Raw genomic sequence first — 20,604 nt, forward strand, 5'->3', positions numbered from 1 at the left:
CTCGCTTCCTCTCGTGCGTTGCGTGCCCGGTGGATGGCATCCGCCACCGCACGAAGTCCGTGCGGGCGTCTAGCTGCCCACGGTCGGCATTCAGTTGCCGAACAACTGGAGCACACCCTGCGCGAAGAGCAGATCCAGACCGGCTATGAACGCGACCATGATGCTGACGAACACCAGCACCACCGCAGTATAAGTCAATAGCTGCTTGCGCGTCGGCCAGATGACCTTGCGGAGCTCCGCGACCACCTCTCGGAAGAAGCGGCCGATCCTGCGGAACAGCGAAACCCGTTCTCCGCGGCCGTCCCTGGCGGGAGTCGGCCTGCCCTTGGGAGCGGTCGCGTCCTTCGAATCACCACCCGTGCCCTTCCGGGCGCTGGAGCGCCCGGAGGCCCGGCGGCTACGGCGTGCGGCGGCACTGGAAGGGCGGGACTCCTCGTCCCGGTTACCATCCTGGTCCTGCTCGCGGTCCTCGCTCACGCCTCCTCCTAGATGGCGCTCGTCGGACGCGTGAACTCGTCAGTGGTGGTCACCGAGACTCGCACGGCCGACACCGTCCACTTCCTCCGCTCACCGTCAACATCGACGCAGGGGTGACAGGACTTGAACCCGCAACCTGCGGTTTTGGAGACCGCTGCTCTGCCACTTGAGCTACACCCCTCCGCGATCGGTCGTCCCGACCACATCGGTACACCCTACGTCCCGACCGGCACCGCACCGCGAGCGGGTCCGGCACGATCGAGCCGTGCGGGCTTCCCGAGTACGAGAGTGTACGACATCACCGAAGTGGATTTCCAACCCCGCCCCCGATTCCGACATCCTCGGTGGGCACGGTTCGTGCGACACGACACGCGTCTGCGACGATGCGGACATGGCCGCACCCGGAACACAGGCAAGCTCGACCACCGAATCCCGCGTCTCGGCCCGAGTCGGCGCGATCGCCGAATCGGCCACCCTCGCCGTGGATGCGAAAGCCAAAGCACTCAAGGCCGAGGGACGCCCGGTCATCGGATTCGGCGCCGGTGAACCGGACTTCCCCACCCCGGAGCCGATCGTGCGTGCCGCGGCGGAGGCGTGCTCCGATCCGCGCAACCACCGCTACAGCCCGGCGTCCGGTCTGCCCGAACTGCGTGAGGCGATTGTCACCAAGACCGCACGCGACTCGAACCACGTGATCCAGCCGAACCAGGTGCTGGTGACCAACGGCGGCAAGCAGGCCGTCTACCAGACCTTCGCCACCCTGCTCGATCCCGGCGACGAGGTGCTGCTCCCCGCGCCGTACTGGACCACCTACCCGGAGGCCATCAGGCTGGCGGGCGGGATCCCCGTCGAGGTCCCCACGGACGAGTCCACCGGTTATCTCGCGACGCTGGAACAGCTCGAAGCCGCCCGCACCCCGCGCACCAAAATGCTGCTGTTCAACTCGCCCTCCAACCCGACCGGGGCGGTCTATCCGCCCGAGCGGGTCGCCGAGATCGGCCGGTGGGCGGTGGAGCACGAGCTCTGGGTCGTCACCGACGAGATCTACGAGCACCTGGTCTACGGCGACGCCAGGCACGTCTCCATGCCGGTGGAGGTCCCGGAGCTGGCCGACAGGTGCGTGGTGCTCAACGGGGTGGCCAAGACCTACGCGATGACCGGCTGGCGCGTCGGCTGGATGATCGGCCCGACCGACGTGATCAAGGCCGCGGCGAACCTGCAATCCCACCTGACGTCCAATGTGTCCAACGTCTCGCAGCGGGCGGCGCTGCAGGCCGTTAGCGGACCGCTGGACGCGGTGGCCGAGATGCGCCAGGCATTCGACCGGCGCAGGCGCACCATCGTGGAGATGCTCGGCTCGATCCCCGGTGTGAGCTGCCCGGAGCCCAAGGGGGCGTTCTACGCCTACCCCTCCGTGAAGGAGCTGCTCGGCAAGGAGATTCGCGGAGTACGGCCGCGGACCAGCACCGAACTCGCCGAGCTCGTCCTGGAACAGGCCGAGGTGGCCGTGGTCCCTGGCGAGGCGTTCGGAACCCCCGGCTACTTCCGGATGTCCTACGCGCTCGGCGACGAGGACCTCGCCGAAGGTGTGCGCCGGATGGCCGCGCTCCTCTCGGAAGCCAAGTGACATTGGAGGGCGGGGTGCCCTGGCGCGGTGGTCGGTTAGCCGGCACGTGAGTCGGCGCCTTGCGGCGTTGGGCCGGCTCTTGAGTAGCGACCTACGCGGCGAGCGGCCCGGCCTCGCAATGCATCCGACTCACGCACCGGTGACACCCCCGCTGCTTACCCGCATGGTCGTGTCCCGAGGAGCGGAGCGAGGCGGAGATTTCGCGAGAAATTGACGGAGCTGGGGCCACACCGGCGTATTGGGGCGTCAAATTCCCACGAAATCGCCGGTCCCCCAGCGCCGAGGAATAGCCGCGCTCCCACCACTCCCGCAGGCCGAACCCCCACCACCCTCGCGGTCGGCACCGCCGCGGGTTCTCCCGTGCGGCTCTCGCGAGGACGGCCCCGACGTTGTGTAGGTCGCTACCCGATGTCGGGGCACCCGCAGCGAGAGCCGTGCGCGAGGTTCCGCCACCCACACCGCTGTGCAGCCCGAGCGGCTCAGGAAATACGGACCAAGGCGTAGGCGCCGCCGAGTACGCCCTGGTTGGCGCACTTGGCGGTGATGTTGATCTTCGCGGTGCCGTCCTCGCCGACGTCGGCGACCTTGCCGGAGAGCTCCACCGTGGCGCCGTTTCCGTCGTCGGGAACCTCCACCGGGCGAGTGAATCGAACCCCGTGTTCGATGATCCGCCCGGGGTCGCCCAACCAGTCGGTGACCAGCTTCGTGGCCAACGCCATGGTGAGCATGCCGTGCGCGATCACCTCCGGAAGCCCTACTTCACGGGCGAACGAGTCGCTGTGGTGAATCGGGTTGAAGTCCCCCGAGGCCCCCGCGTACCGCACCAGATCCGTCCTGGTGATCGAAACGCTGGACTCGGGCAACCGGTCGCCCTTCGCGACCGACGACAGTGTCGACGTCACGCCTGCTCTCCCTCCTCGGCCGTGCCACGAGCCACCAGCGTGGATGTGGCGGTACACACCGGCTCCCCCTCGGCCGTACCGATCTCGGCACGCACGGTGAGGAAGTCGTTGCCTGCCCGCGCCTTGATGTCGTCCACATGGGCCACGGCCACCAGCACGTCCCCGGCGCGAATCGGCCGGTGGTGCCGGAACGCCTGGTGCCCGTGCACGACGCGGCTGTAGTCCAGCCCCAGCTGTTCGTCCTCGACCACGGCTTCCTGCGCCAGCACGGACAGCCGCATCGCGAACGTGGGCGGAGCGATCACGTCCGGGTAACCGGCGGCCTTGGCGGCCTCGGTGTCGCGGTAGAGCGGCGACTCGTCCTTGATCGCCTCCGCGAATTCGCGAATCTTCTCCCGCCCGACCTCGTAGGGGTCGCTGGGCGGGTACTCACGTCCGATGAATCCTTCGTCGAGCGGCACAACCCGCAGGTTACCGCAGCACGAAAAGGAACCCGCCCCGGCCGGAGCCGGAGCGGGTTCCTCAAGTCCTCTCGACCCTGGTCGAGACGCCCAATCACCGAAGCGGTCAGGAGACTTCCCGAAAGGTTTGTCGACCCTGGTACCGCTCGTCCTTGTGCGGCCGAGTGGTTCCGGGGACACCGTTCCGCGAGTGATCCCGACTCGAACCCCGAGGGGTTCGGCGAGAACTCAGCGGGTCTCCTTGTGCTCGCGGTGAGCATTGCAACGCGGGCAGTGCTTCTTCATCGACATGCGATCCGGGTCGTTGCGACGGTTCTTCTTGGTGATGTAGTTGCGTTCCTTGCACTCTTCACACGCAAGAGTGATCTTGGGACGAATATCGGTGGGCGTCTTAGCCACGGGGAGACCTCTCTCTCGTGTCTGGAACCGGACGAGGCTGCCGTCCGGTTCACTCCACGTGTATACCGCCCCGGGCCGGGCGGCATCTCAGCCGCAGGAGTAGCGGTGGCCGGATTCGAACCGGCGACACAACGATTATGAGCCGTTTGCTCTGCCCCTGAGCTACACCGCCTCGCGGACATCCGCTGGTACACAGTACCTTCACAAGACAGCCGCAGCACCCAGTTTACCGAGTGCCGCGGCCGTCCTACAGAGCCCCAATACGGACTCGAACCGTAGACCTTCGCCTTACCATGGCGACGCTCTGCCGACTGAGCTATTGGGGCGTGCCCTCGCGGAGCGATTACTACTCTACACAATATCCGCACCGCCGCCGCACCGGGGGTAGTTTTTGGTATATCCGCAGGTCAACAACGCTCTTGATACCCCGGAACGGGTTCCTCCCACGACTGGGAACACACCGGCCGAACGTTCGGACAGCTCTTTCGGAGGACCCCGATCAGTTGACCCGGAGCACCGTCTCACCCAACTCCGGAGCCCCCTTCGGGTATTCCCGCGTGGTCCGGGCCCACAGCCACGACTCGAAGCGCTCCTCGGAGAGCGGGCGGGATATGAGGTAGCCCTGCGCGGTGTCGCACCCCATCCGCACGAGCTGGTCCCGGGCGGCGTCGTCCTCGACTCCCTCCGCTACCACACTCAGCTCCAGCGAGTGCCCCAGCTCGACGATGGAACGCACCACCGCCATATCGCTGAGATCGGTCCCCATGCCGAGCACGAAACTCTTGTCGATCTTGACCTCGTCGACCGGAAGCTGCCGGAGGTACGCCAGCGAGGAGTAGCCGGTTCCGAAGTCGTCGACCGCCAGCACCACGCCCAGCGCCCGCAGTCTGCGCAGCACCGGCAACGAGCGGTCCGGATCGGCCATCACGCTGGACTCGGTCAACTCGAAGGTCAACAACTCCGGCGGCACATCGTGCCGGTCGAACGCCTCCCGCACCCGCTCGGGAAACGTCTCGTCGGCGAGGTTGCGCACCGAGAGGTTGACCGCCACCGAAAGCCGCAGCCCCCGGTCGAGCCAGTCCCGGATGCGGATCAACGCGCGTTCCAGCACGAACTCGGTGAGCGCGTCCACCAGCCCGGTGGCCTCCACGACCGGCACGAACTCGTCCGGTGAGAGGCGCCCGTACTCCGGATGTGACCAACGCACCAGCGCCTCGGCGCCGACGATGCGCTTACCGGGCAGCGCGACCTTGGGCTGGTAGTGCACCTCGATCTGACCGCTCTCCAACGCCTGCCGGAACTGCGTCACCAGCTGGAAGCGCCGCAGGAAGATCTGTCCCATGCTCGGGACGTAGCCCCGCACGCCGTCCTCACCGGTGCGCGCGGCGCGCACCGCCACGTCGGCACGCTGCAGCAGCACGTCCACATCGCCCTCGGTGTCCTCCTCCGCGGGGACGGAGGAGACGTACCCGGCCACGGCCGTTGCCTCCACCACCAGCTTGTCGAGTGGGTAGGGCTCGGCGATCAACTCGCGCAGCGCGCCGGCGATCTCCGCGGCCTGCGCCTCGGTGTGCCCCTGCAGCAGCACCGCGAAGGAGTTCGCCTCCAAGCGTGCGACCGGCACGTGCGCCCCGAGGTACTCGCGCATCCGCCTGCCCGCCGCGACGATCATGCGGTCGCCCCAGGCGTAACCGAGCGCCTCGCTGACCGTGGTGAGCAGTTCCAGATCGACACGCAGCACCACGGCGGTGTTCTCCTGCAACGCCTCCGCGGACATCTCGCGGAAACCGGTGCGGTTGAGCAGCCCGGTGAGCGGATCGTGGTAGGCATCGTGGCGCAACCGGGCCAACAGCCTGCGGTTGTCCATCGCGGTGGCCAGATGACTCGCCAGGGTGTGCAGCAGCCTGATGTCGGCGCGACCGAATCCGCGCCACCGACTCACCCTGTCGTGTACCTCGATGGCGCCCAGCAGCTGGTTCGTACCGCGCAGCGGCACGACCAGAGCCTCGTGCGCCGCCCTACGGTTCAGCGCCGCGCGGATCTCCTCCGGGGCGTCGACGCTGCGGAAGGAACGAACGTGGGTCCCCGGCAGTTGCAGCAACGAGCACTCGCGCAGCAGCGTCGCTCCCTCGGTGTTCATCTCCTCCGGCTGCGGGCTGCCCGCCACCAGGGTGCTGACCTCTCCCCTGGGATCCAACGCGAGGCGCAGCACCACACGAGTGGCGTTGAGCTGTTCCCTGATCCGTTCGGCCACCGGTTCCCACTCGTCCACCGAGACCTGCTCACCGATGGCACTCACGGCTGGAGCATCCGAATCGGACAGAACCCGCGACGCGTGCTGTCCGGAACGCGCGACTCGCAGACTCACGTCGCTGAGCGCCTCCAGGTCACGCTGTTCGCGCAGCAGCCCGGAATAGGCACGGTAGAGCGCCAGCACACCGACCAGGAGCACCGTCACCAGCGCCCAACCCCACCGGGTGTTGACCGCGAGTTCGTATCCCACAAGTCCGATGGAGGTGTTCAGCAGCCCGACGACGAGGGTGCGACCGCCGAGCAACAGCCCCGCGGAGACGCGCATTCCGTTGCCCAGCGCGTACAGCGCGGCCACGGCGCAACCACAACTGATCAGCGAGGAGCTGACGGCACCGATCCCGGCGCAGAACCAGAGCGGCACCACACCACCGAGCGCACCGCGACACGCGCCCGCGATCAGGAACGGGACAGCGATCTCCCAGCACAGCACGCCTGCGTTGTAGGCCACATGACTGGCCGCGCGTTTGCGTACCTGTATCGCCAGTCCCGCGACGAGGTTGGCCGCCAGTACCACTTCGAACGGGGCGGTCAGCAGGCCGAGAATGAGCGGGATCTCGGTGAAGGAGATGGTCCAGCCGACCCGCTTGGCATCCACGTCGATCGTGAGTTGCTCGGCCAGCAGGAACCCGACCGCCAGCAGCGGGCCGATGAACAGCAGATCGGGGTCCCGCGGGAACGGCAACCACAGTGCGACCAGCAGCGAGACGAGCATCCCGCTCAGCAGTACGGAAAGCGAGAATCCCAGGAAGATGCGTCGCCTTCGCGGCGACACTTCGGACCGAACCGGAGGGCGGGGAACATCGGCGGTCAACCCCGGCTCCGAAGAGCGGTGATGCTCGATCATCCACGCTCCTCCCGCCAAGCGACCCGTTTCGTGGTCGCGTTACTCAGCGTCGATCGTGACGCACGACAACCCTGCTTGACCAGCCTTCGATTGGTGCCATCGTGGATGGACCATCGAACAGATTACTAAATCCCACCACTGAATGTGGCCGATTCACCCTCCGAAGCGCACGGAGAGATCAGCGAGGGACACACGGCGCACCGGGAAACGGAACCAGGAAGAGATCACGCACAGCAACCGAAAACCGCTGTGAACCTTGCCGCAGCAACCCAGCGGAACAGGCACGGTACGTGTCGAGACGAGACTTTCGGTAACAATCGCCGCTCCCCGCACTCGAAGCCGGTGTTGCCTCCGTCCGGCGCCCCCGGAGCGCACCGGCCCGTTCCCGTGTGCTGTCGGCTCCGGACGGGGCTCCTCAGTGTGGTATCCGGAATTCCTCGAAGAAGTACCGCACCGCTCGGTCCAGTTCGGCCAGTGCGGGTTCGGCTCTGGGCATATGGCCGGATCCGGGCAGGGGTGCCGAGCGTTTCGGCGCGTTCAACCGACCCAGGAAGCGTTCGGAATGCACGTCCGGGGTCCATCGGTCGGCCTCGGGAGAGGCCAGCAGCAGCGGTGGCGCGGTGAAGTTCGCGGGCGAAACCGCGGGCGGCAGCCGTAGGTAACTCCGGAACAGCCGCAGCGGGATCGTGGCGGCACCGCCGAGTTCGTCCGCGGCGTAGGCGGCGGCGAGCCGCGCGTTGCCGGAAATCGCGGTGATGTCGAGCAACCAGTGCAACGGAACACGGTGCGACACGGGCAGCATCGGCGCGCGTGCCAGCCCCTCGGACAACAGCCCCGCGCCGGGATTGGCAACCAGCCCGTCCCGCACGTCCGGGCTACGCGGATCGGCCAGGCTGGTGACCACCAACGCCGCCAACCGGTCCGGCACCCTGGCGGCGACCTGATAGGCCAACCAGCCGCCCAGTCCTACCCCGAACAGCACCACCGGCCGACGGTCCGCGACGCGCTCGGCCGCGATCAGGTCGATCACGCAGTCCACCCAGTGCCGATAGGTGAGGCGGGAACCGACGGCGGGACTCAACCCGTGCCCCGGAAGATCCGGTGCCAGGTATTCCAACCCACTCAGCGAGGGCAACCTGGCGTAGGGCGCCAGCATCCTGCCGTAACCGCCGATACCGTGCAGCATCAGGAGTTTGGCCGCCGCGTCGTCCCGCCGAACGACGTCCAGATGCAGCGGAGCACCGCGCCAGGACCACCAGTGTTCGGTCGGCGAGTCCGTGGTGGTGCTGCGCAGCGCCCCGGGGAAGAATTCCTGGTAGCGCAGCCAGTGCGTATGTTCCAGATAGCCCGGGACGGCTTCGGCCGAACCGATGGGAGACCTGGCTCGCGAACCCGAGAACACATTACGAACATACGGAGCGAATCGCCCCATGCGCATCGACCGGGAGCAGGCAATCCGACTGTTCGACCGGGCGCGCGTCGCCCGGCTGGGTACCGTGGGCCGTGACGAGCAGCCACATCTGGTTCCCGTGACATTCGCGTTGCTCGGCGACGGCGAGCGGCTCGCCACGGCCGTGGATCACAAGCCCAAAACGACCACTTCGCTGCGAAGGCTGCGCAACATCGAGCGGAATCCGTTGGTCTCGGTGCTGGCCGATCACTACTCGGAGAACTGGGACGAACTCTGGTGGGTACGCGTGGACGGCACTGCTTCGGTCCACTCGGCCGAAACCGTTCCGGAGGCCGTACGAGCGCTGCGTGACAAGTACGAGCAGTACCGACGGCGGCCGCCAGCCGCGAGCCTGATACTCATCGAGATGCAACGGATAACCGGCTGGGCCGCACATGAGTGATCGACGGTGATCACTCACCCATTCGACCGAACCCGCCGTGCTTGAGCTCGTCCAGGAACTCCGACCAGTGCTCCGCCGTGAAGGTCAGCATCCCGCCGCCCCGATCCTTCGTGTCACGCACACCGACCAACGACCCGACAGCGACCTCGACACAGTTGCCCTGTCCCGCGCTCCGAGTCGATGTTCGCCAGTCACCTGGTCCGTTCGTCCAGCTCATTTATTCGCTTCCTGATAGCTGTCTCTGAGTCATCGGGGTCGAGCGCGTACGCGCGAAGGTGCTCGATGACCGTTCCGAACTTACGGACTTGCTGTACTTCTTCCACCCACTGCGCACCAGCCTGGGTCTCCAGGTAGATCACACTCGGGTGCCACTCCTCCGGATAGTTCAGCTGTACGAACGGCCCGATGGCGGGATGCCCTCCTGCTTGGAACGGCATGACTTGAACAGTGATGTTCGGGCGCTGAAGTACAGCGGTCAGCCGCTCGAGTTGGTCACGCAGCACATCCTCTCCACCAACCGGTCGCAACATCGTCGCTTCACTCATGACAGCCCACAGACGCAGGTCGTTCGGATCATCCAGTCGCACTTGCCGCTGCATACGCAGCTGCACACTCCGCTCTACGTCTTCCTTCGTCGCGTCGAGAACAGTCGCTCTCGTAGTTGCCCGCGCGTACTCTTCCGTCTGCAACAACCCCGGGACGAACTCGGACTCGTACGTGAACACGGAGTTCGATTCCGCTTCCATACCGACGAAAGTGTCAAACCATTCAGGTATGAGATCGCCATAGGACTGCCACCATCCCCGCTTCTTGGAGTCCTTGGCGAGCTGAACCAGCAAATCCCGTTCTCCGGGAGCCACCCCGTAGAGCGAAGACAAAGCATGCGCGTCGGTCACACTCACGAACTGCTGGCGAGCCTCGATCCTGCTGACCTTGGACTGTCTCCACTCCAAGCCTTCGGCCGCGCTCGATTGAGTGTGTCCCGCATCCGCACGCAGCTCACGCAACCTTCTTGCCAGTACTCGGCCTCGAACGGTGGGGCTGATCGTCATGTCCTCAAGTTTCAATCACTCGAACGACCTATATCCAGCATATCACCTGAACGAGATCTAGTTCAGAGCATAAATGCGATGCAAGCATGTATGCGAACTATTCGACATTACTTTTGGAGACGCCATGCAAAGCGACGGTTCGAAGATCGGCCTGTGGCAACCGGTCTCCAGTGGACGGCACGCCTTCGACCCGCCCGCCCGCAGGACCGAGCCGGGCGAACTCGCCCACGCCGTGTGCGGCGCCGAGATCAGCACCGACGAACTCCAGGTGACAGCCGAGGACTACGACTGGGTCTGGCAACCCACCTGCACCGACTGCTGGTACACGCTCCTCGACCGCCAGCAGCACGGCCCCAGCCCCTACCGCAGACCACTGTCCGAACAGCACGAACACCGCCACCTACGCCCAGCGCCACCACCCGACCCCGGTCCCGAGCGGTGACCCCGACCCGCTGGGACCGGCAGGCGGCCGGAGGTTCCCTCCCGTCCGGCCGCCCCTCCAACCGGTCCGTTCACTCACGCGGCGGTTCCAGGTCCGCACCGATCACCGGGGGAGCGGTACGCGGCAGGTCCAGCCCCTCCCACGCCTCGTCGGTCGGAACCGTGTACTTGTTCTCGTGCTCCTCGTCATCCTCGCCGTTCTGGGCACCACGAGCGCCGCCCATCGGCATCGCGCCACGACCACCGGCCGCACCGGAACCACCAACCGTCCCACCAGTGGAAACCGGACTCCGCGATCCCGGACCCGCTCCGACTCCCGAACGTCCGCCGGGTGCCTGGCCGGATCCGCTGCCGGATCCGCTGCCGGAACCACCTGATCCATAGCCGCCCGAGCCGTAACCTCCCGACCCGTAACCGCCGGAGCCGTAGCCACCGCGATAGCCGCCCGCGCCTCGACCACCGGAGCCGTAGCCCGCCCCGGATCCGACACCGCCAATCGCGCCGACACCGCCACCCGATCCGGCACCGGGACCACCAGCACCGCCGGAAACACCGCTTCCGCCCACGCCGGGAACGGCAGCGGAACCACCCGAGCCCGGAACCCACGCCGATTCACTGCCGCCGGGCGAGTAGTAATCACCCGCAGCTGAACCACCCGGATCGGAACGCGAGCCACCATCTCCCACCGAGTTCCCGGCGCCGGAGATGCTCCCAGCGGGGACACCGGGATGTCCCGAACCAGCCGATTCCCCGCCACCCGCGAGACCACCCGAGCCGGATCCGCCCGGATCGGTACCGCTCATGTCCACAGTGGTGCCACCCCGCATGGGTGCGTTCCCGCTGTCCGAGCTGACGTTCAACTTCGGCGCGTCGGGATACTTCGGAAGCGAAGCGGTGGTGGTCCTGCTCTCGGCCTGGTAACCGTCGTAGACGCGTTTGGCCTCCTGCGCGCGTTCGGCCGCCTCCTGCTCCTGACGCTGCAGATCGGTCTCGGTGCCGAAAAGAGCAGCCCCACCCTTCTCCAACCAACTGTCCGTCGCCGTCACCTTCTTCGGCTCGGGCATCGTGTCGCGCACCCTGGCGAAGTTGCTCACTTGGTCCTCGGTCGACCCGCCGACCCGCTGGGAAACCTCGTTGGCGTCCCGCACGAACTGGGTCAGCGGACCCAGCGAGTCCCCGTGCGCATCGGCGGCTCTCCCCTCCCAGGCGACCCCGGCCTGGCGGGCAGCGTCATCGAGCAGCCCCTCGACCTCCTCGAAATCACCGGCGATTTTCCGTCGCCAGAGGTCCACGGACTCGCTCATCGTCCCGGTACCGGAACCACCGTGGATCTCCTGGTACTTCTGTTGATGGTGGAAGCCGACCTGGCGAGCGGTCTCCCCCGCTTCGTGGCTGTCCGACTCACGGGTCAGCAGGTAACCACCCACGACGACCGCACCCGTCACCAGCACCATGGCAATACCTCCCTGCGGCAACCACCGACGCGGTCACGCGTCGGGAATGTTCTCGAGGACCATCGCGGCGATCTCGCTCGCGCTCTGGCACGGCCGGCTTCGCTGCGGTTCCCGGTAGCTCGTGTAATGGACGCCGACGCTGGCATCCGCCGAAACCCCCACCTCGGCACGACAAGTCAGATCGGTCCGACGAACCCAGGCCGCCGGATAGCCCGCGACCTCCGTTCGCTCAAGCCCCCTGCCGTAGTTGTCGGTTTCGTAGAGCTCGTCGATCCCACCGCTCTTGGTGTCCACCCTGACGGAGAACGCGAACTCGTCGCCACTCCAGTCGCAGGGCCTGATCCCGAGCAGCCCTTCCTTGTAGGTCGGTTCGGCGTTCATCCCGAGCTCGCCCAACTGCCGCTCGCTCAGCAGCGTGCAGGCATCGGAGACCGCCCGCAGGTCCCTGGGATCCTCGATCGCGACACCGGAATCCGCCGAAGGAGTGACGCTCTCGGTCAGGGAAGCACCACTCGTCGAAGCACCTCCCCCACCACCCGAACCGCCCGGCGCGCACCCGGCCAACACACCCACGCACAGCACGACAGCCAGCACACCGCCTACGTATAACCCCCGGAACCTCATATCTCCACACTCCGTGGTGTCGCCTGCTCCTCGCTGACCTCGTAACCGCGCTTGGCCGCCTTGAGCTGTTCGATCTGCTCGGTCAACCGCTCGATCCCGTCCCGGACCGCCCACTTCAACGCCCCCGGATCATCACCGGCCTTGGCCGCGAAATCCCTGGCCGCTCGCCGACTCACCTCGTCGTTGCCGGGATGTCCCGTGTACATGAGCCGCCCCAGATCATCAGCTTTCGCATCGATATCCCGCAGCTTCTCCCGCGCCTGCTCGTACTTCTCGATCAGCCCCGGAATCCGTTCCAGGTCCACCGAATACGCGGCCGACTCCGCCCGCCCCCCGGAGTTCACGTGGGTCGCCACCAACGCCCTACCCGTTCGCTGCTGGAAAGCGGCCGCCTGCCCCGCGAGCCAACCACCTACACCCAGCGTCATCCTGACCTCCTCGAAAACACGATCACCACCACGACACACGATGGCACAACACGGCACCCGAACGCGGCCATACGCGAAAACCCACGAACCGCCCCCGGACACCGGTCCGGTCACAGCACCGAAGCGGCACCGGCACGGCACCCGCGACGGCAACGAAATCGGCGACGAAGCTCACTCACGCAGTCGCCGCCGGGCGAGCTCGGCCACCTCCCCGAGCACCCTGCCGATCGTCGCCGGGTCGGCACCACAGAGCATCCGACGCCCGGCACCGTTGTAAACGGCCATCCTTCCCCGCCCGATGTCGATCAACTTCACGGTCTGCTCACCGCGCGACTCGGCTCCGCCCTTCTCCCAGACAGTCACACCGAGCTCACCGACACCGAGCCTCGGCTCCGCCAGCAGCTCCGTGATCCGCCGGAACTCGCGCGTGTCCACCCCCAGCGCACGCAATCGGGGCTCCACCTCACGCTGATCCGGCTCGGAGCCCTCGTCCGCCTCCGCGTACACCGATCGCAGCGCGGACAACTCCACGCTCAACGGCCGCATCCGCAGCGGCTCGTGCTCCGGCAAGACCGCGAGGATCGCGGGAATCGGTTGATCGACCGAGATCCGGTCCAGTCGAACCCGGTCACCGGAGACGACGGTCCGCAGCGCGGCACGCCCCGCCCCGCACACCGCCGCACGCAGTTCGGTCTCCCGCTGTGCGGAGAAGCGCAGGTCGTACTCCACCGAAGCCCGCTCGTACAGTGCCAGCAGTTCCGCGACACCGTCCTCGGGTCTGCCCGAACGATCTAGCAACCCACGCTGACGACATCTTCGCTCCGCCGCGTCGAACTCGGCATCGACGTCATCGACCAGGGTTCCGTAGTTCCGGTAAGCCGCGACGGTGGGAACGCGCGCGATCCCCGCACCTTCCGCGAGCACGGCGAACTCCAGCGAATCCAGATCGAGCAAGGCCGCTCTCCCCCAAACCGACAGCCGGTGAGCGAGCCACCCACCGATCTTCACGTCCCGTGTAGTCACGATCGCGCGAAGTATCGCACCACACGAACACTGTGAGCGGCAGAACCGCGCTCGCGGTGAAGCACGAACAGCCGTGCCGGCACAGTAGCAACGGCGGCGTCAATTTCCCACGAAATTGACACCCCTCTGGGCGGTGCGGCCCGGGCTGCCGTCAATTTCTAGCGAAATCGCCGCGCCGCTGGGGTGGCACGGTGCCGCACTCCGACCACCCTGGCAGTCGGCACCGCCGCGGGTTCTCCCGTGCGGCTCTCGCGAGGACGCCGGAGACGTTGTGTAGGTCGCTACCCGATGTCGCCGGACCCGCGGCGAGAGCCGTGCGAGAGGTTCCGCGACAGCACCACCTGCGAAGCCGAGCACTGCCGCGGATTCGAAGGCGTCCCGCGCTCAACCGGCCTGGGGGTCACCGGGAGCGCGGGACGCGTAATCGACACTACTGATCGGGCGTGCCCGCTGTCGAGCCACCGATGGGGCGGGTCACTCACTTTTCCGATTCCGAACCCGCGGGTTCGGACCTGCGATGCATCCGGACACGTCCGGAGTGAAGATCCAACGGTCCCGCACCGCTCTCCCGGTCGTCCTCCTTGGCCACGGCCACCCACTCGGCTCGCTCCAGGCGGTACTTGCTGCCCGCCTCGAACAAGCCGTCCACGCCGGTGACGGTTTGTCCCGAGCCGTCGAAGCGTCGCGCGTAGGAGTCGCGACGCGCCTGTCGCCGCCTGGCGCGACGCACCCGATCTATGCTCACACCGCCACGCTAACGGCGCGTGCCGCGCTTGCCCGGAACAGTGAGAGACGGGCCACAGTACTCCGTCGCGCCACCGGAAACAGTGAGCGTGACGAACACCACCGTTCGGCTCCGAGTGCGGAGGCACCCCGCGCCTCGGTCGAAGAACTTCAATAGGGTTTCCGGTGTGCAGCAGGATCCGTATCAACTCCGCGTGCGGACAGCACGGTTGTCCCCGCTGGCCGAGGCGTTCGAGGTCGTGGATCGGCACGCCGAGATCAATCATCGCTACCGCAAGCTGATCCACGACTCACGAGAGATGCTGGCGGCCACGGATGTGCGACTCACCCAGGCGAGAGGAATGGGCAAGAAGCTCATGGTGCTGGTGCGGGCAGCGGGCTCGGACTTCAGGGAGCGGCTTTCCCCGGAACAGCGACACTTGTTGGACGCGGGGCTGCGCCAGGCCGACGACCTGGTGTACGGCGACAGCACCGGGCAGGACTGATCGGAGTCTTCCGACTGGGGTTGTCGGGTCGCTCGCTCGGCGGAACCTCCCGCACGGCTCTCGCCGCGGGAGACCCGAGATCGGGTAGTCACGTCGCGGGCCACCGAACGAGTCGGCGGCCCGCGACACAGCGGCTGGTCCTCCGGGACCGGCCACGGCGCCGGAAGTCGCTCAAGCGCTGCGGCCCGAGGCCACCCACTTGCTCATCGCGTACTGGACCAGCGCGATCAGGGCCTCCTTGGTGGAGGCCTGATCGCGAGCGTCGCAACTCAGCAACGGAACGTCCGAGCCGACCGCCAGTGCCTCACGCACTTCCTCGATGCTGTGCTGCAGCTTGCCGTCGAAACAGTTCACTCCGATGACATAAGGAGTACCTCGGTCCTCGAAGAAGTCGATCGCCGAGAAACAGTCGGCCAGCCTGCGGGTGTCCACCAGCACGACGGCGCCGATAGCACCGCGCACCAGGTCGTCCCACATGAACCAGAACCGTTGCTGTCCCGGCGTGCCGAACAGATAGAGAATCAGATCGGCATCCAGCGACAACCGGCCGAAGTCCATCGCCACGGTCGTGGAGTTCTTGCCCGGGGTGGCGGCCAGGTCGTCGATCCCTTGGCTGGCCTCCGTCATGACCGCTTCCGTGGTGAGCGGAACGATTTCGGAGACCGAACCGACGAAGGTCGTCTTACCCACGCCGAAACCACCGGCCACCACGATCTTGGCCGAGCTGGTGGAGGATTTTTCGGTCTGCTGGGGCGCCTTAAAGCCGGCGGAGTCCACTCAACACCCTTTCCATCAACATCATGTGCGGTTCACTGCCGCTGTCGGTCACGGTCTGGTGGATATCGACCAGACCCTGTTCGGCCATATCCGCCAGCAGGACCTTGGCCACACCGAACGGCACACCAAGCAGCGCCCCGATCTCGGCAACCGACCGGGGCTGACCGCACAGCTGTACCACTGACTGGTACTCCTGCCGCAAGGGTGTGCCCGGACGGTACTGCGCGCTGGTGGAAATAAGTGTCTCCAGCTCCAGTTCCACATTGGATTTGGTACGTCCCCCCGTCCACGCGTAGGAACGGATGCTGGCCGCTGGAGTGTCCTCCCCCTCTTCGGCCCGGTTCATCGGTTCGTTCTCCCGACCGACCGACTCCTCGGGCCGGGCGCCGTCGGAACGCGTGCGCTCGGAGCGCCGGGGACGCGATGCGCCCTCCTGGCCCTCCGATTTCCGTTTGTTCCGGCCGCGCCCACTTCCGAAATTGAGCCCGTTGTAGACGTCGGCGAAGGTCGCCTCCTCGACGTCCTGCTCCTCATCCCGCCCGTACCACCGCCCGACCTCGTCGGAACGACGCTCGTTGTAGTCGGAATCCCTGCTCATGGTGGCCTCACACCAATTGCTCTGAAACGGAGTTGTCAGCACCCTGCAACTGCGAACGCAGCTCGGGCGTGAGAATTCGACCGACTCGTTCGACCAGCATCGCCATCTCGTAGGCGATCAGGCCCATGTCGCACTGCGGTGCCGCCAGTACGGTCAGGCAGGAGCCGTCACTGATGGACATCTGCAGCATCATGCCGCGATCCATCTCGACTATGGTCTCCTTGACCTTCCCCGCTTCGAAGCATCGAGCGGCGCCCTGGGTGAGGCTTAACAAGCCCGAAGCCACCGCGGCGAGCTGTTCGGCCCGGTCCCGCGGCAACTTGTCCGAAGACGTCAACAGCAGTCCGTCCGCCGAGACCACGATCGCGTGAGCTACTCCGCTTACGCGCTCCGTGAAATCGGTGACCAACCAATTGAACTGGTCGATCTTCGCCTGCTGAGATGACATGTCGCCTCCTTTTGCTTGGTTCGGCGGTGGCTGAGCGGGCGGAACTCGGCCCCACCTATCTATTCCCCAGCGCTGTGCCTGCCCCGACGCACACCCTGCTGGAAACTCGACAACCGGCCACGGGTCTCGTCCGGCGCCGGTGTGTTCTGAGGCCCGGAACTCTGCTCACTCGGTGGTGGGGCGCTTCCCGGGGCGAGATGCTGTTTGGGCACTCGCCTGGGTAAGCCCGCCGAGGTGTAGTCCGAGGGCTGTGGATCCGCGGCCGCGTCCGCTTCCTGCTGTGCCTGGTCGGTTTCGAAGTTCCACGCGGAGGGCTCGTTCACCGGAGGCTCCGATCGAGTGATCCAACTCGACGAATTCCGCTGCTGTCGAGCTCGTCCGTCGAGCTGATGGTTGGCTTCGGATCCGGGGGCACCGGCCTGCTGTGCCGTCGCGGGCGACTGGTCGTGCCGCGGCCCCTGGCCGGGGGAACCGCCGCCGGGGGTCCCGGAGGCGGCACTGTTGGAGGACTTTTCGAGCTCGGCCTCTTCCATCCAGCTGAGCCCGCTGCGGCCGGTGGCGGAACCGGCGTTCCCACCTGCCTGCGGACCACTGGGAGCGGCCCCGGACCGACCACCGGAGTCGTTCGACTGCCCACGCGGCGTGCGGCGCGGCAGTCCGGAGGAGGTGAAACCACTCGGCTCGGCGCGCGATTCGGAGACGGGTTCCTCCACCCGGGGATGTTGCGTGGTCTCCTCCGTGCTGCCCGGCGGAGCCGGTGGCCCCGCGGGGGCTCCCCGGGCGCCGGGGGTCCCCCGCCCGTGCGGGACTCGCCGGTCGTGGGTGTCCTCACCGGTGGGCCAGGACCACTCACCGGTGCCGGACTGCCCCGAGGAGCTCTGGTGATAGGCGTCCTCGGGAGAGGGGTGGAACCACTGTGGCGCGGATTCGGTGAACATCCCGGGTGAATCGTTTTGGGGGGCTATCGCGTGCACAACGGTCGGCGCGCTGTCCGAGTAACGCTGTTCCGGCCCTTCCTTGGAGGCGAAGTCGTCGAAGTGCAGCGATTCCCCGACCGACTCGTCCTCCTCGGTGCTTTCCACGTACTCCTGTCCCTCCGGAGGTTCGAAGAGACCGCGGAACCTGTCCGACGGCTCCGGATCCCGTTGTTGGGGATCCCGCTGCTGGCTCGCGACACGGGCGGGTTCGGCAGCGGCCGGGGGTTCCGGCTGGGAAACCGGTGCGGGAGGCGGTGTGGGCGCCTGTGGCCGTGAGTTTCCCTGCTCCGAAGGTCGGGAACGGTCACCGGGGTGAGACGGGGGCTGGGTGGGAGCTGACTGGGAACCACCACGCTGCTGGGTCGGCAGCGAGGGAGGTTCTCCCAGATCGAAGCGGGGCAGCCCACCTTCCAGGATCTGATGCCGGTTGGCCCCGTTCGCACGGGGAGCCGGAGTCTGTTCGTTGCCGTTGCGGCTCTGTTCGTTGGCCTGGCCCGATTGTTTGGCCTGGCCCGAGTGTTCAGCGGCGGTGCTGCCGGGACTGTCCTGGCCGGGAGCGGCCAGTCGCTGTTCGATGGTGGAAGGGCTCGGCTCGGGGGTGGACCGCACGGCGGACTGCGTGGAACCGTCGGGAATGACCAGGTCGGGCGGGATCCGGACCGTGGCGCGAACTCCGTCGACGTCGTCCCCACCGTGCAACCGCACCGTGATGCCGTGCCTGCCTGCCAGCCGAGCGATGACCAGCAGCCCCATTCTGCGGGAGGTGGACAGGTCGTACTCGTCGAAGGAGGCCAGCCGGTCGTTGGCCTCGGCGAGTTCCTGCTCCCCCATGCCGATCCCGTGGTCGAGCACGTCGATGGTCAACGAGGAGTCCTCGGACTGATGGCTGGAGACGGTGACCGAGGTCTCGGGCGAGGAGAAGTTCGCGGCGTTGTCGAGCAACTCGGCCATCAGCCGCACCAGGTCGCTGCCCGCGTAACCGACCAGTCGTGCCGCCGGGGGCGACTGCACCACCACACGGGGATAGTGCTCGATCTCGGAGATCCCGGCGCGTAGCACGTCGGACAGCTGCACCGGCTGGGTGAACCGGCGTGCCATGTCGCTGCCGGACAACACCATGAGGTTCTCGTTGTTGCGCCGCATCCTGGTGGCGAGGTGGTCGAGCCGGAACAGTGTCGCCAGCTGGTCCGGGTCGTCCTCGTCGTGCTCGAGTTGCTCGAACAGCCGCAGCTGCCGCTCCAGCAGACTCTGACTGCGCCGGGAGACGTTGACGAAGGAGTCGCTGTAGCCGCGCCGCAGGTTCGCCTGCTCCGAGGCCAGATAAAGGGCCTGGCGGTTGACCTCGTCGAAGGCCCGGGCCACCTGACCGACTTCCTCGGTGGTCTGCACCGGTACCGCGTCGACCTCCACATCGGACTCGGAGGAACCGTGCCGGATGCGGTCGACGGCATGTGGCAACTGTTCGTCGGCGGCGTGCAGCGCACCGCGACGAAGCTGGTCAAGTGACCTGAGCAGATTGCGCCCCATCACGATGATGATGGCCGCGGCCACGATCAACCCCGCGACCATGATCACGGTGGCCACTCCGGCCCGGTCGCTGGCTTCCTCGTACAACGAGTAGGCGCGCTGGTTGAACTGCCCCGACAGCTCGTAACGCACCTGGGTGGTGCTGTTGATCAGCTTGTCGGAAAGCTGGTTCCACTGCTCCAAGGTCAGGGAGGAGCGCACTTCGTCGACCCGGATCGCCCGCATGAGCTGATCCTCGGTCTCCAGCCACCGCTGCATGACGTCGCTGTTGACAACCTGCCTGGCCTGCCTCGGCTCAGCGTTGGCAACGGACTCGAAACTGGTTATCCGCGAGTCCAGCCGGGCTCTGGAGTCGTTGAGCGCGTCGGTCAACGCGGGGGTGAAATCGCTCCGGGGCAGCGCGGCGTCCACCAGGGCACGCTGGGTCCGGATCTCGTCCTCGGCCCTGGAGAGCTCGTGCAGCGCGCTGATCATGCTGTAGAGCCTCGAGTCATCGATGGTGTTGATGACCGCGCGCTCCAGCGACAGCAGCGAACCGATGATCTCGTTGTAGGTGCCGATCGCTTCGACGGGCCGCAGCGAGCCGGTCATCACTCCTTTGCGGAGTTCGCGCAGTTTCGCGAGTTGCTGCCGGAGCTGGTCGAACTGCGCCGAGGTCACCGGGCTGAACTTCTGCACGTTGTCCAGCACCCGCGGCGCCTGCTTCACGAATTTGGTGACCTTCTTGTACTGCTTCTGGTACTCCTGACGCGCGCCGGGGGCCTCACCGAGCAGCTCGGCGGCCTTGGTGCGCTCGGTCTGCAGTCCGGTCAGCAGCGGCTGGACGCTGTCCCGCGCCTCGGCCAGCCTGCTGATCTCCTGATAGCGATTCGCCTGGGAAACCTCGTCGTTGATCTGGAAGACACCGAGCGCGAGCACGAAAACGACGGGAACGAGTACGACCGCGCCGAGCTTGACCGGAATCCGCCAGTTCCGCCAGTCGCGCAGTGAGGCGCGCCGCGCACCACCGGGCCTGTTCCGCGCGGCTCGGGTGTCTCGGACCTGTTCCCGGTTCGCCCGTCGTGCCGCCGCACTCACGAAAGCTCCCGAAAGTCAAGCTGTCGTTCGTCCTGCTCTGTCACGGTGCGGTCCCTTCCGAACGAACAAATCG

The 20,604-nt window shown here is 66.7% G+C and carries 21 protein-coding genes and 3 tRNA genes; 4 read left to right on the plus strand and 20 right to left on the minus strand.

Features of this window, described 5'->3' with window-relative positions:
• Positions 1-90: 90 nt before the first annotated feature.
• On the minus strand, positions 91-477 hold the full coding sequence (secE, locus tag ACOQFL_RS03935; protein ID WP_435542696.1) for a preprotein translocase subunit SecE: 387 nt from the start codon (positions 475-477) through the stop codon (positions 91-93).
• A 108-nt stretch (positions 478-585) separates the two neighbouring features.
• Positions 586-658: transfer RNA gene (locus ACOQFL_RS03940), tRNA-Trp, on the minus strand.
• Between the two features lie 210 nt (positions 659-868).
• Between ACOQFL_RS03940 and ACOQFL_RS03945 the strand changes: the two genes are divergently transcribed.
• Positions 869-2,104 (plus strand): pyridoxal phosphate-dependent aminotransferase, encoded by a 1,236-nt coding sequence (locus ACOQFL_RS03945; RefSeq protein ID WP_435542697.1) that lies wholly within the window; start codon positions 869-871, stop codon positions 2,102-2,104.
• Between the two features lie 479 nt (positions 2,105-2,583).
• Here the strand turns inward: ACOQFL_RS03945 and ACOQFL_RS03950 are convergent, their stop codons facing one another.
• The 7 genes from ACOQFL_RS03950 to ACOQFL_RS03980 form a co-directional block, all read right to left on the minus strand.
• Positions 2,584-3,006, minus strand: coding sequence for a MaoC/PaaZ C-terminal domain-containing protein (locus tag ACOQFL_RS03950; RefSeq protein ID WP_435542698.1), 423 nt, complete (start codon positions 3,004-3,006; stop codon positions 2,584-2,586).
• Positions 3,003-3,467 carry an FAS1-like dehydratase domain-containing protein gene (locus ACOQFL_RS03955; RefSeq protein ID WP_435542699.1) on the minus strand — a complete coding sequence of 155 codons (465 nt, stop codon included), beginning with the start codon at positions 3,465-3,467 and terminating at the stop codon, positions 3,003-3,005. The genes ACOQFL_RS03950 and ACOQFL_RS03955 overlap by 4 nt, the downstream gene beginning before the upstream one ends.
• A gap of 228 nt (positions 3,468-3,695) precedes the next feature.
• Positions 3,696-3,866 carry a 50S ribosomal protein L33 gene (rpmG, locus tag ACOQFL_RS03960; RefSeq protein WP_435542700.1) on the minus strand — a complete coding sequence of 57 codons (171 nt, stop codon included), beginning with the start codon at positions 3,864-3,866 and terminating at the stop codon, positions 3,696-3,698.
• A gap of 100 nt (positions 3,867-3,966) precedes the next feature.
• Positions 3,967-4,038: transfer RNA gene (locus ACOQFL_RS03965), tRNA-Met, on the minus strand.
• Positions 4,039-4,119: 81 nt separating this feature from the next.
• Positions 4,120-4,192 (minus strand) — tRNA-Thr (locus tag ACOQFL_RS03970).
• A 173-nt stretch (positions 4,193-4,365) separates the two neighbouring features.
• Positions 4,366-7,023, minus strand: coding sequence for a putative bifunctional diguanylate cyclase/phosphodiesterase (locus ACOQFL_RS03975; protein ID WP_435542701.1), 2,658 nt, complete (start codon positions 7,021-7,023; stop codon positions 4,366-4,368).
• A 415-nt stretch (positions 7,024-7,438) separates the two neighbouring features.
• The gene (locus ACOQFL_RS03980; RefSeq protein ID WP_435542702.1) at positions 7,439-8,425 is read right to left on the minus strand and encodes an alpha/beta fold hydrolase; all 987 of its coding nucleotides are present in this window, start codon (positions 8,423-8,425) and stop codon (positions 7,439-7,441) included.
• Between the two features lie 28 nt (positions 8,426-8,453).
• Here ACOQFL_RS03980 and ACOQFL_RS03985 point away from each other — a divergent pair, with 28 nt between their 5' ends.
• Positions 8,454-8,876 carry a TIGR03668 family PPOX class F420-dependent oxidoreductase gene (locus ACOQFL_RS03985; RefSeq protein WP_435542703.1) on the plus strand — a complete coding sequence of 141 codons (423 nt, stop codon included), beginning with the start codon at positions 8,454-8,456 and terminating at the stop codon, positions 8,874-8,876.
• Between the two features lie 10 nt (positions 8,877-8,886).
• Here the strand turns inward: ACOQFL_RS03985 and ACOQFL_RS03990 are convergent, their stop codons facing one another.
• Both ACOQFL_RS03990 and ACOQFL_RS03995 read right to left on the minus strand, forming a co-directional pair.
• Positions 8,887-9,093 (minus strand): DUF397 domain-containing protein, encoded by a 207-nt coding sequence (locus ACOQFL_RS03990; RefSeq protein ID WP_435542704.1) that lies wholly within the window; start codon positions 9,091-9,093, stop codon positions 8,887-8,889.
• Positions 9,068-9,928, minus strand: a complete 861-nt coding sequence (locus ACOQFL_RS03995; RefSeq protein ID WP_435542705.1) for a helix-turn-helix domain-containing protein — start codon at positions 9,926-9,928, stop codon at positions 9,068-9,070. Before ACOQFL_RS03995 ends, ACOQFL_RS03990 begins: the two co-directional genes overlap by 26 nt.
• A gap of 124 nt (positions 9,929-10,052) precedes the next feature.
• Here ACOQFL_RS03995 and ACOQFL_RS04000 point away from each other — a divergent pair, with 124 nt between their 5' ends.
• Positions 10,053-10,370, plus strand: a complete 318-nt coding sequence (locus tag ACOQFL_RS04000; protein WP_435542706.1) for an HC3 family zinc finger protein — start codon at positions 10,053-10,055, stop codon at positions 10,368-10,370.
• Between the two features lie 70 nt (positions 10,371-10,440).
• On the opposite strand, the gene ACOQFL_RS04005 is transcribed toward ACOQFL_RS04000, so the two are convergent.
• The 5 genes from ACOQFL_RS04005 to ACOQFL_RS04025 form a co-directional block, all read right to left on the minus strand.
• On the minus strand, positions 10,441-11,823 hold the full coding sequence (locus ACOQFL_RS04005) for a hypothetical protein (RefSeq protein ID WP_435542707.1): 1,383 nt from the start codon (positions 11,821-11,823) through the stop codon (positions 10,441-10,443).
• A 33-nt stretch (positions 11,824-11,856) separates the two neighbouring features.
• Complete coding sequence (locus tag ACOQFL_RS04010; RefSeq protein ID WP_435542708.1) at positions 11,857-12,417, minus strand: DUF3558 family protein; 561 nt, start codon at positions 12,415-12,417, stop codon at positions 11,857-11,859.
• A 26-nt stretch (positions 12,418-12,443) separates the two neighbouring features.
• Positions 12,444-12,875: a hypothetical protein gene (locus ACOQFL_RS04015; protein WP_435542709.1), complete on the minus strand. Its 432-nt coding sequence runs from the start codon at positions 12,873-12,875 to the stop codon at positions 12,444-12,446.
• A gap of 171 nt (positions 12,876-13,046) precedes the next feature.
• On the minus strand, positions 13,047-13,829 hold the full coding sequence (locus tag ACOQFL_RS04020) for an ESX secretion-associated protein EspG (RefSeq protein ID WP_435542710.1): 783 nt from the start codon (positions 13,827-13,829) through the stop codon (positions 13,047-13,049).
• A 547-nt stretch (positions 13,830-14,376) separates the two neighbouring features.
• Positions 14,377-14,643 (minus strand): hypothetical protein, encoded by a 267-nt coding sequence (locus tag ACOQFL_RS04025; RefSeq protein ID WP_092626315.1) that lies wholly within the window; start codon positions 14,641-14,643, stop codon positions 14,377-14,379.
• A gap of 166 nt (positions 14,644-14,809) precedes the next feature.
• On the opposite strand from ACOQFL_RS04025, the gene ACOQFL_RS04030 reads away from it, so the two are divergent.
• Positions 14,810-15,127, plus strand: a complete 318-nt coding sequence (locus ACOQFL_RS04030) for a hypothetical protein (RefSeq protein WP_435542711.1) — start codon at positions 14,810-14,812, stop codon at positions 15,125-15,127.
• Positions 15,128-15,298: 171 nt separating this feature from the next.
• Here ACOQFL_RS04030 and ACOQFL_RS04035 read toward each other — a convergent pair whose 3' ends face one another.
• Genes ACOQFL_RS04035 through ACOQFL_RS04050 form a run of 4 tightly spaced genes read right to left on the minus strand, consistent with a single transcriptional unit; the run spans position 15,299 to position 20,531 of the window.
• A complete protein-coding gene (locus tag ACOQFL_RS04035; protein WP_435542712.1) occupies positions 15,299-15,904 on the minus strand; it encodes a GTP-binding protein in 606 nt (201 codons plus the stop codon).
• Positions 15,885-16,502 carry a DUF742 domain-containing protein gene (locus tag ACOQFL_RS04040; RefSeq protein ID WP_435542713.1) on the minus strand — a complete coding sequence of 206 codons (618 nt, stop codon included), beginning with the start codon at positions 16,500-16,502 and terminating at the stop codon, positions 15,885-15,887. Before ACOQFL_RS04040 ends, ACOQFL_RS04035 begins: the two co-directional genes overlap by 20 nt.
• 7 nt (positions 16,503-16,509) lie before the next feature.
• Positions 16,510-16,950 carry a roadblock/LC7 domain-containing protein gene (locus ACOQFL_RS04045; RefSeq protein ID WP_435542714.1) on the minus strand — a complete coding sequence of 147 codons (441 nt, stop codon included), beginning with the start codon at positions 16,948-16,950 and terminating at the stop codon, positions 16,510-16,512.
• Between the two features lie 59 nt (positions 16,951-17,009).
• A complete protein-coding gene (locus ACOQFL_RS04050) occupies positions 17,010-20,531 on the minus strand; it encodes a sensor histidine kinase (RefSeq protein WP_435542715.1) in 3,522 nt (1,173 codons plus the stop codon).
• Positions 20,532-20,604 lie beyond the last annotated feature (73 nt).

Source organism: Actinopolyspora sabaoui, from assembly GCF_051225635.1.
Lineage (GTDB): Bacteria > Actinomycetota > Actinomycetes > Mycobacteriales > Pseudonocardiaceae > Actinopolyspora.

Coding starts and splice junctions, on each gene's coding strand:
- ACOQFL_RS03945 (WP_435542697.1), top strand. CDS start 869: ATGGCCGCACCCGGAACACAGGCAAGCTCGACCACCGAATCCCGCGTC.
- ACOQFL_RS03985 (WP_435542703.1), top strand. CDS start 8,454: ATGCGCATCGACCGGGAGCAGGCAATCCGACTGTTCGACCGGGCGCGC.
- ACOQFL_RS04000 (WP_435542706.1), top strand. CDS start 10,053: ATGCAAAGCGACGGTTCGAAGATCGGCCTGTGGCAACCGGTCTCCAGT.
- ACOQFL_RS04040 (WP_435542713.1), bottom strand. CDS start 16,502: ATGAGCAGGGATTCCGACTACAACGAGCGTCGTTCCGACGAGGTCGGG.
- ACOQFL_RS03975 (WP_435542701.1), bottom strand. CDS start 7,023: ATGATCGAGCATCACCGCTCTTCGGAGCCGGGGTTGACCGCCGATGTT.
- ACOQFL_RS03990 (WP_435542704.1), bottom strand. CDS start 9,093: ATGAGCTGGACGAACGGACCAGGTGACTGGCGAACATCGACTCGGAGC.
- ACOQFL_RS04005 (WP_435542707.1), bottom strand. CDS start 11,823: ATGGTGCTGGTGACGGGTGCGGTCGTCGTGGGTGGTTACCTGCTGACC.
- ACOQFL_RS04045 (WP_435542714.1), bottom strand. CDS start 16,950: ATGTCATCTCAGCAGGCGAAGATCGACCAGTTCAATTGGTTGGTCACC.
- ACOQFL_RS04015 (WP_435542709.1), bottom strand. CDS start 12,875: ATGACGCTGGGTGTAGGTGGTTGGCTCGCGGGGCAGGCGGCCGCTTTC.
- ACOQFL_RS03995 (WP_435542705.1), bottom strand. CDS start 9,928: ATGACGATCAGCCCCACCGTTCGAGGCCGAGTACTGGCAAGAAGGTTG.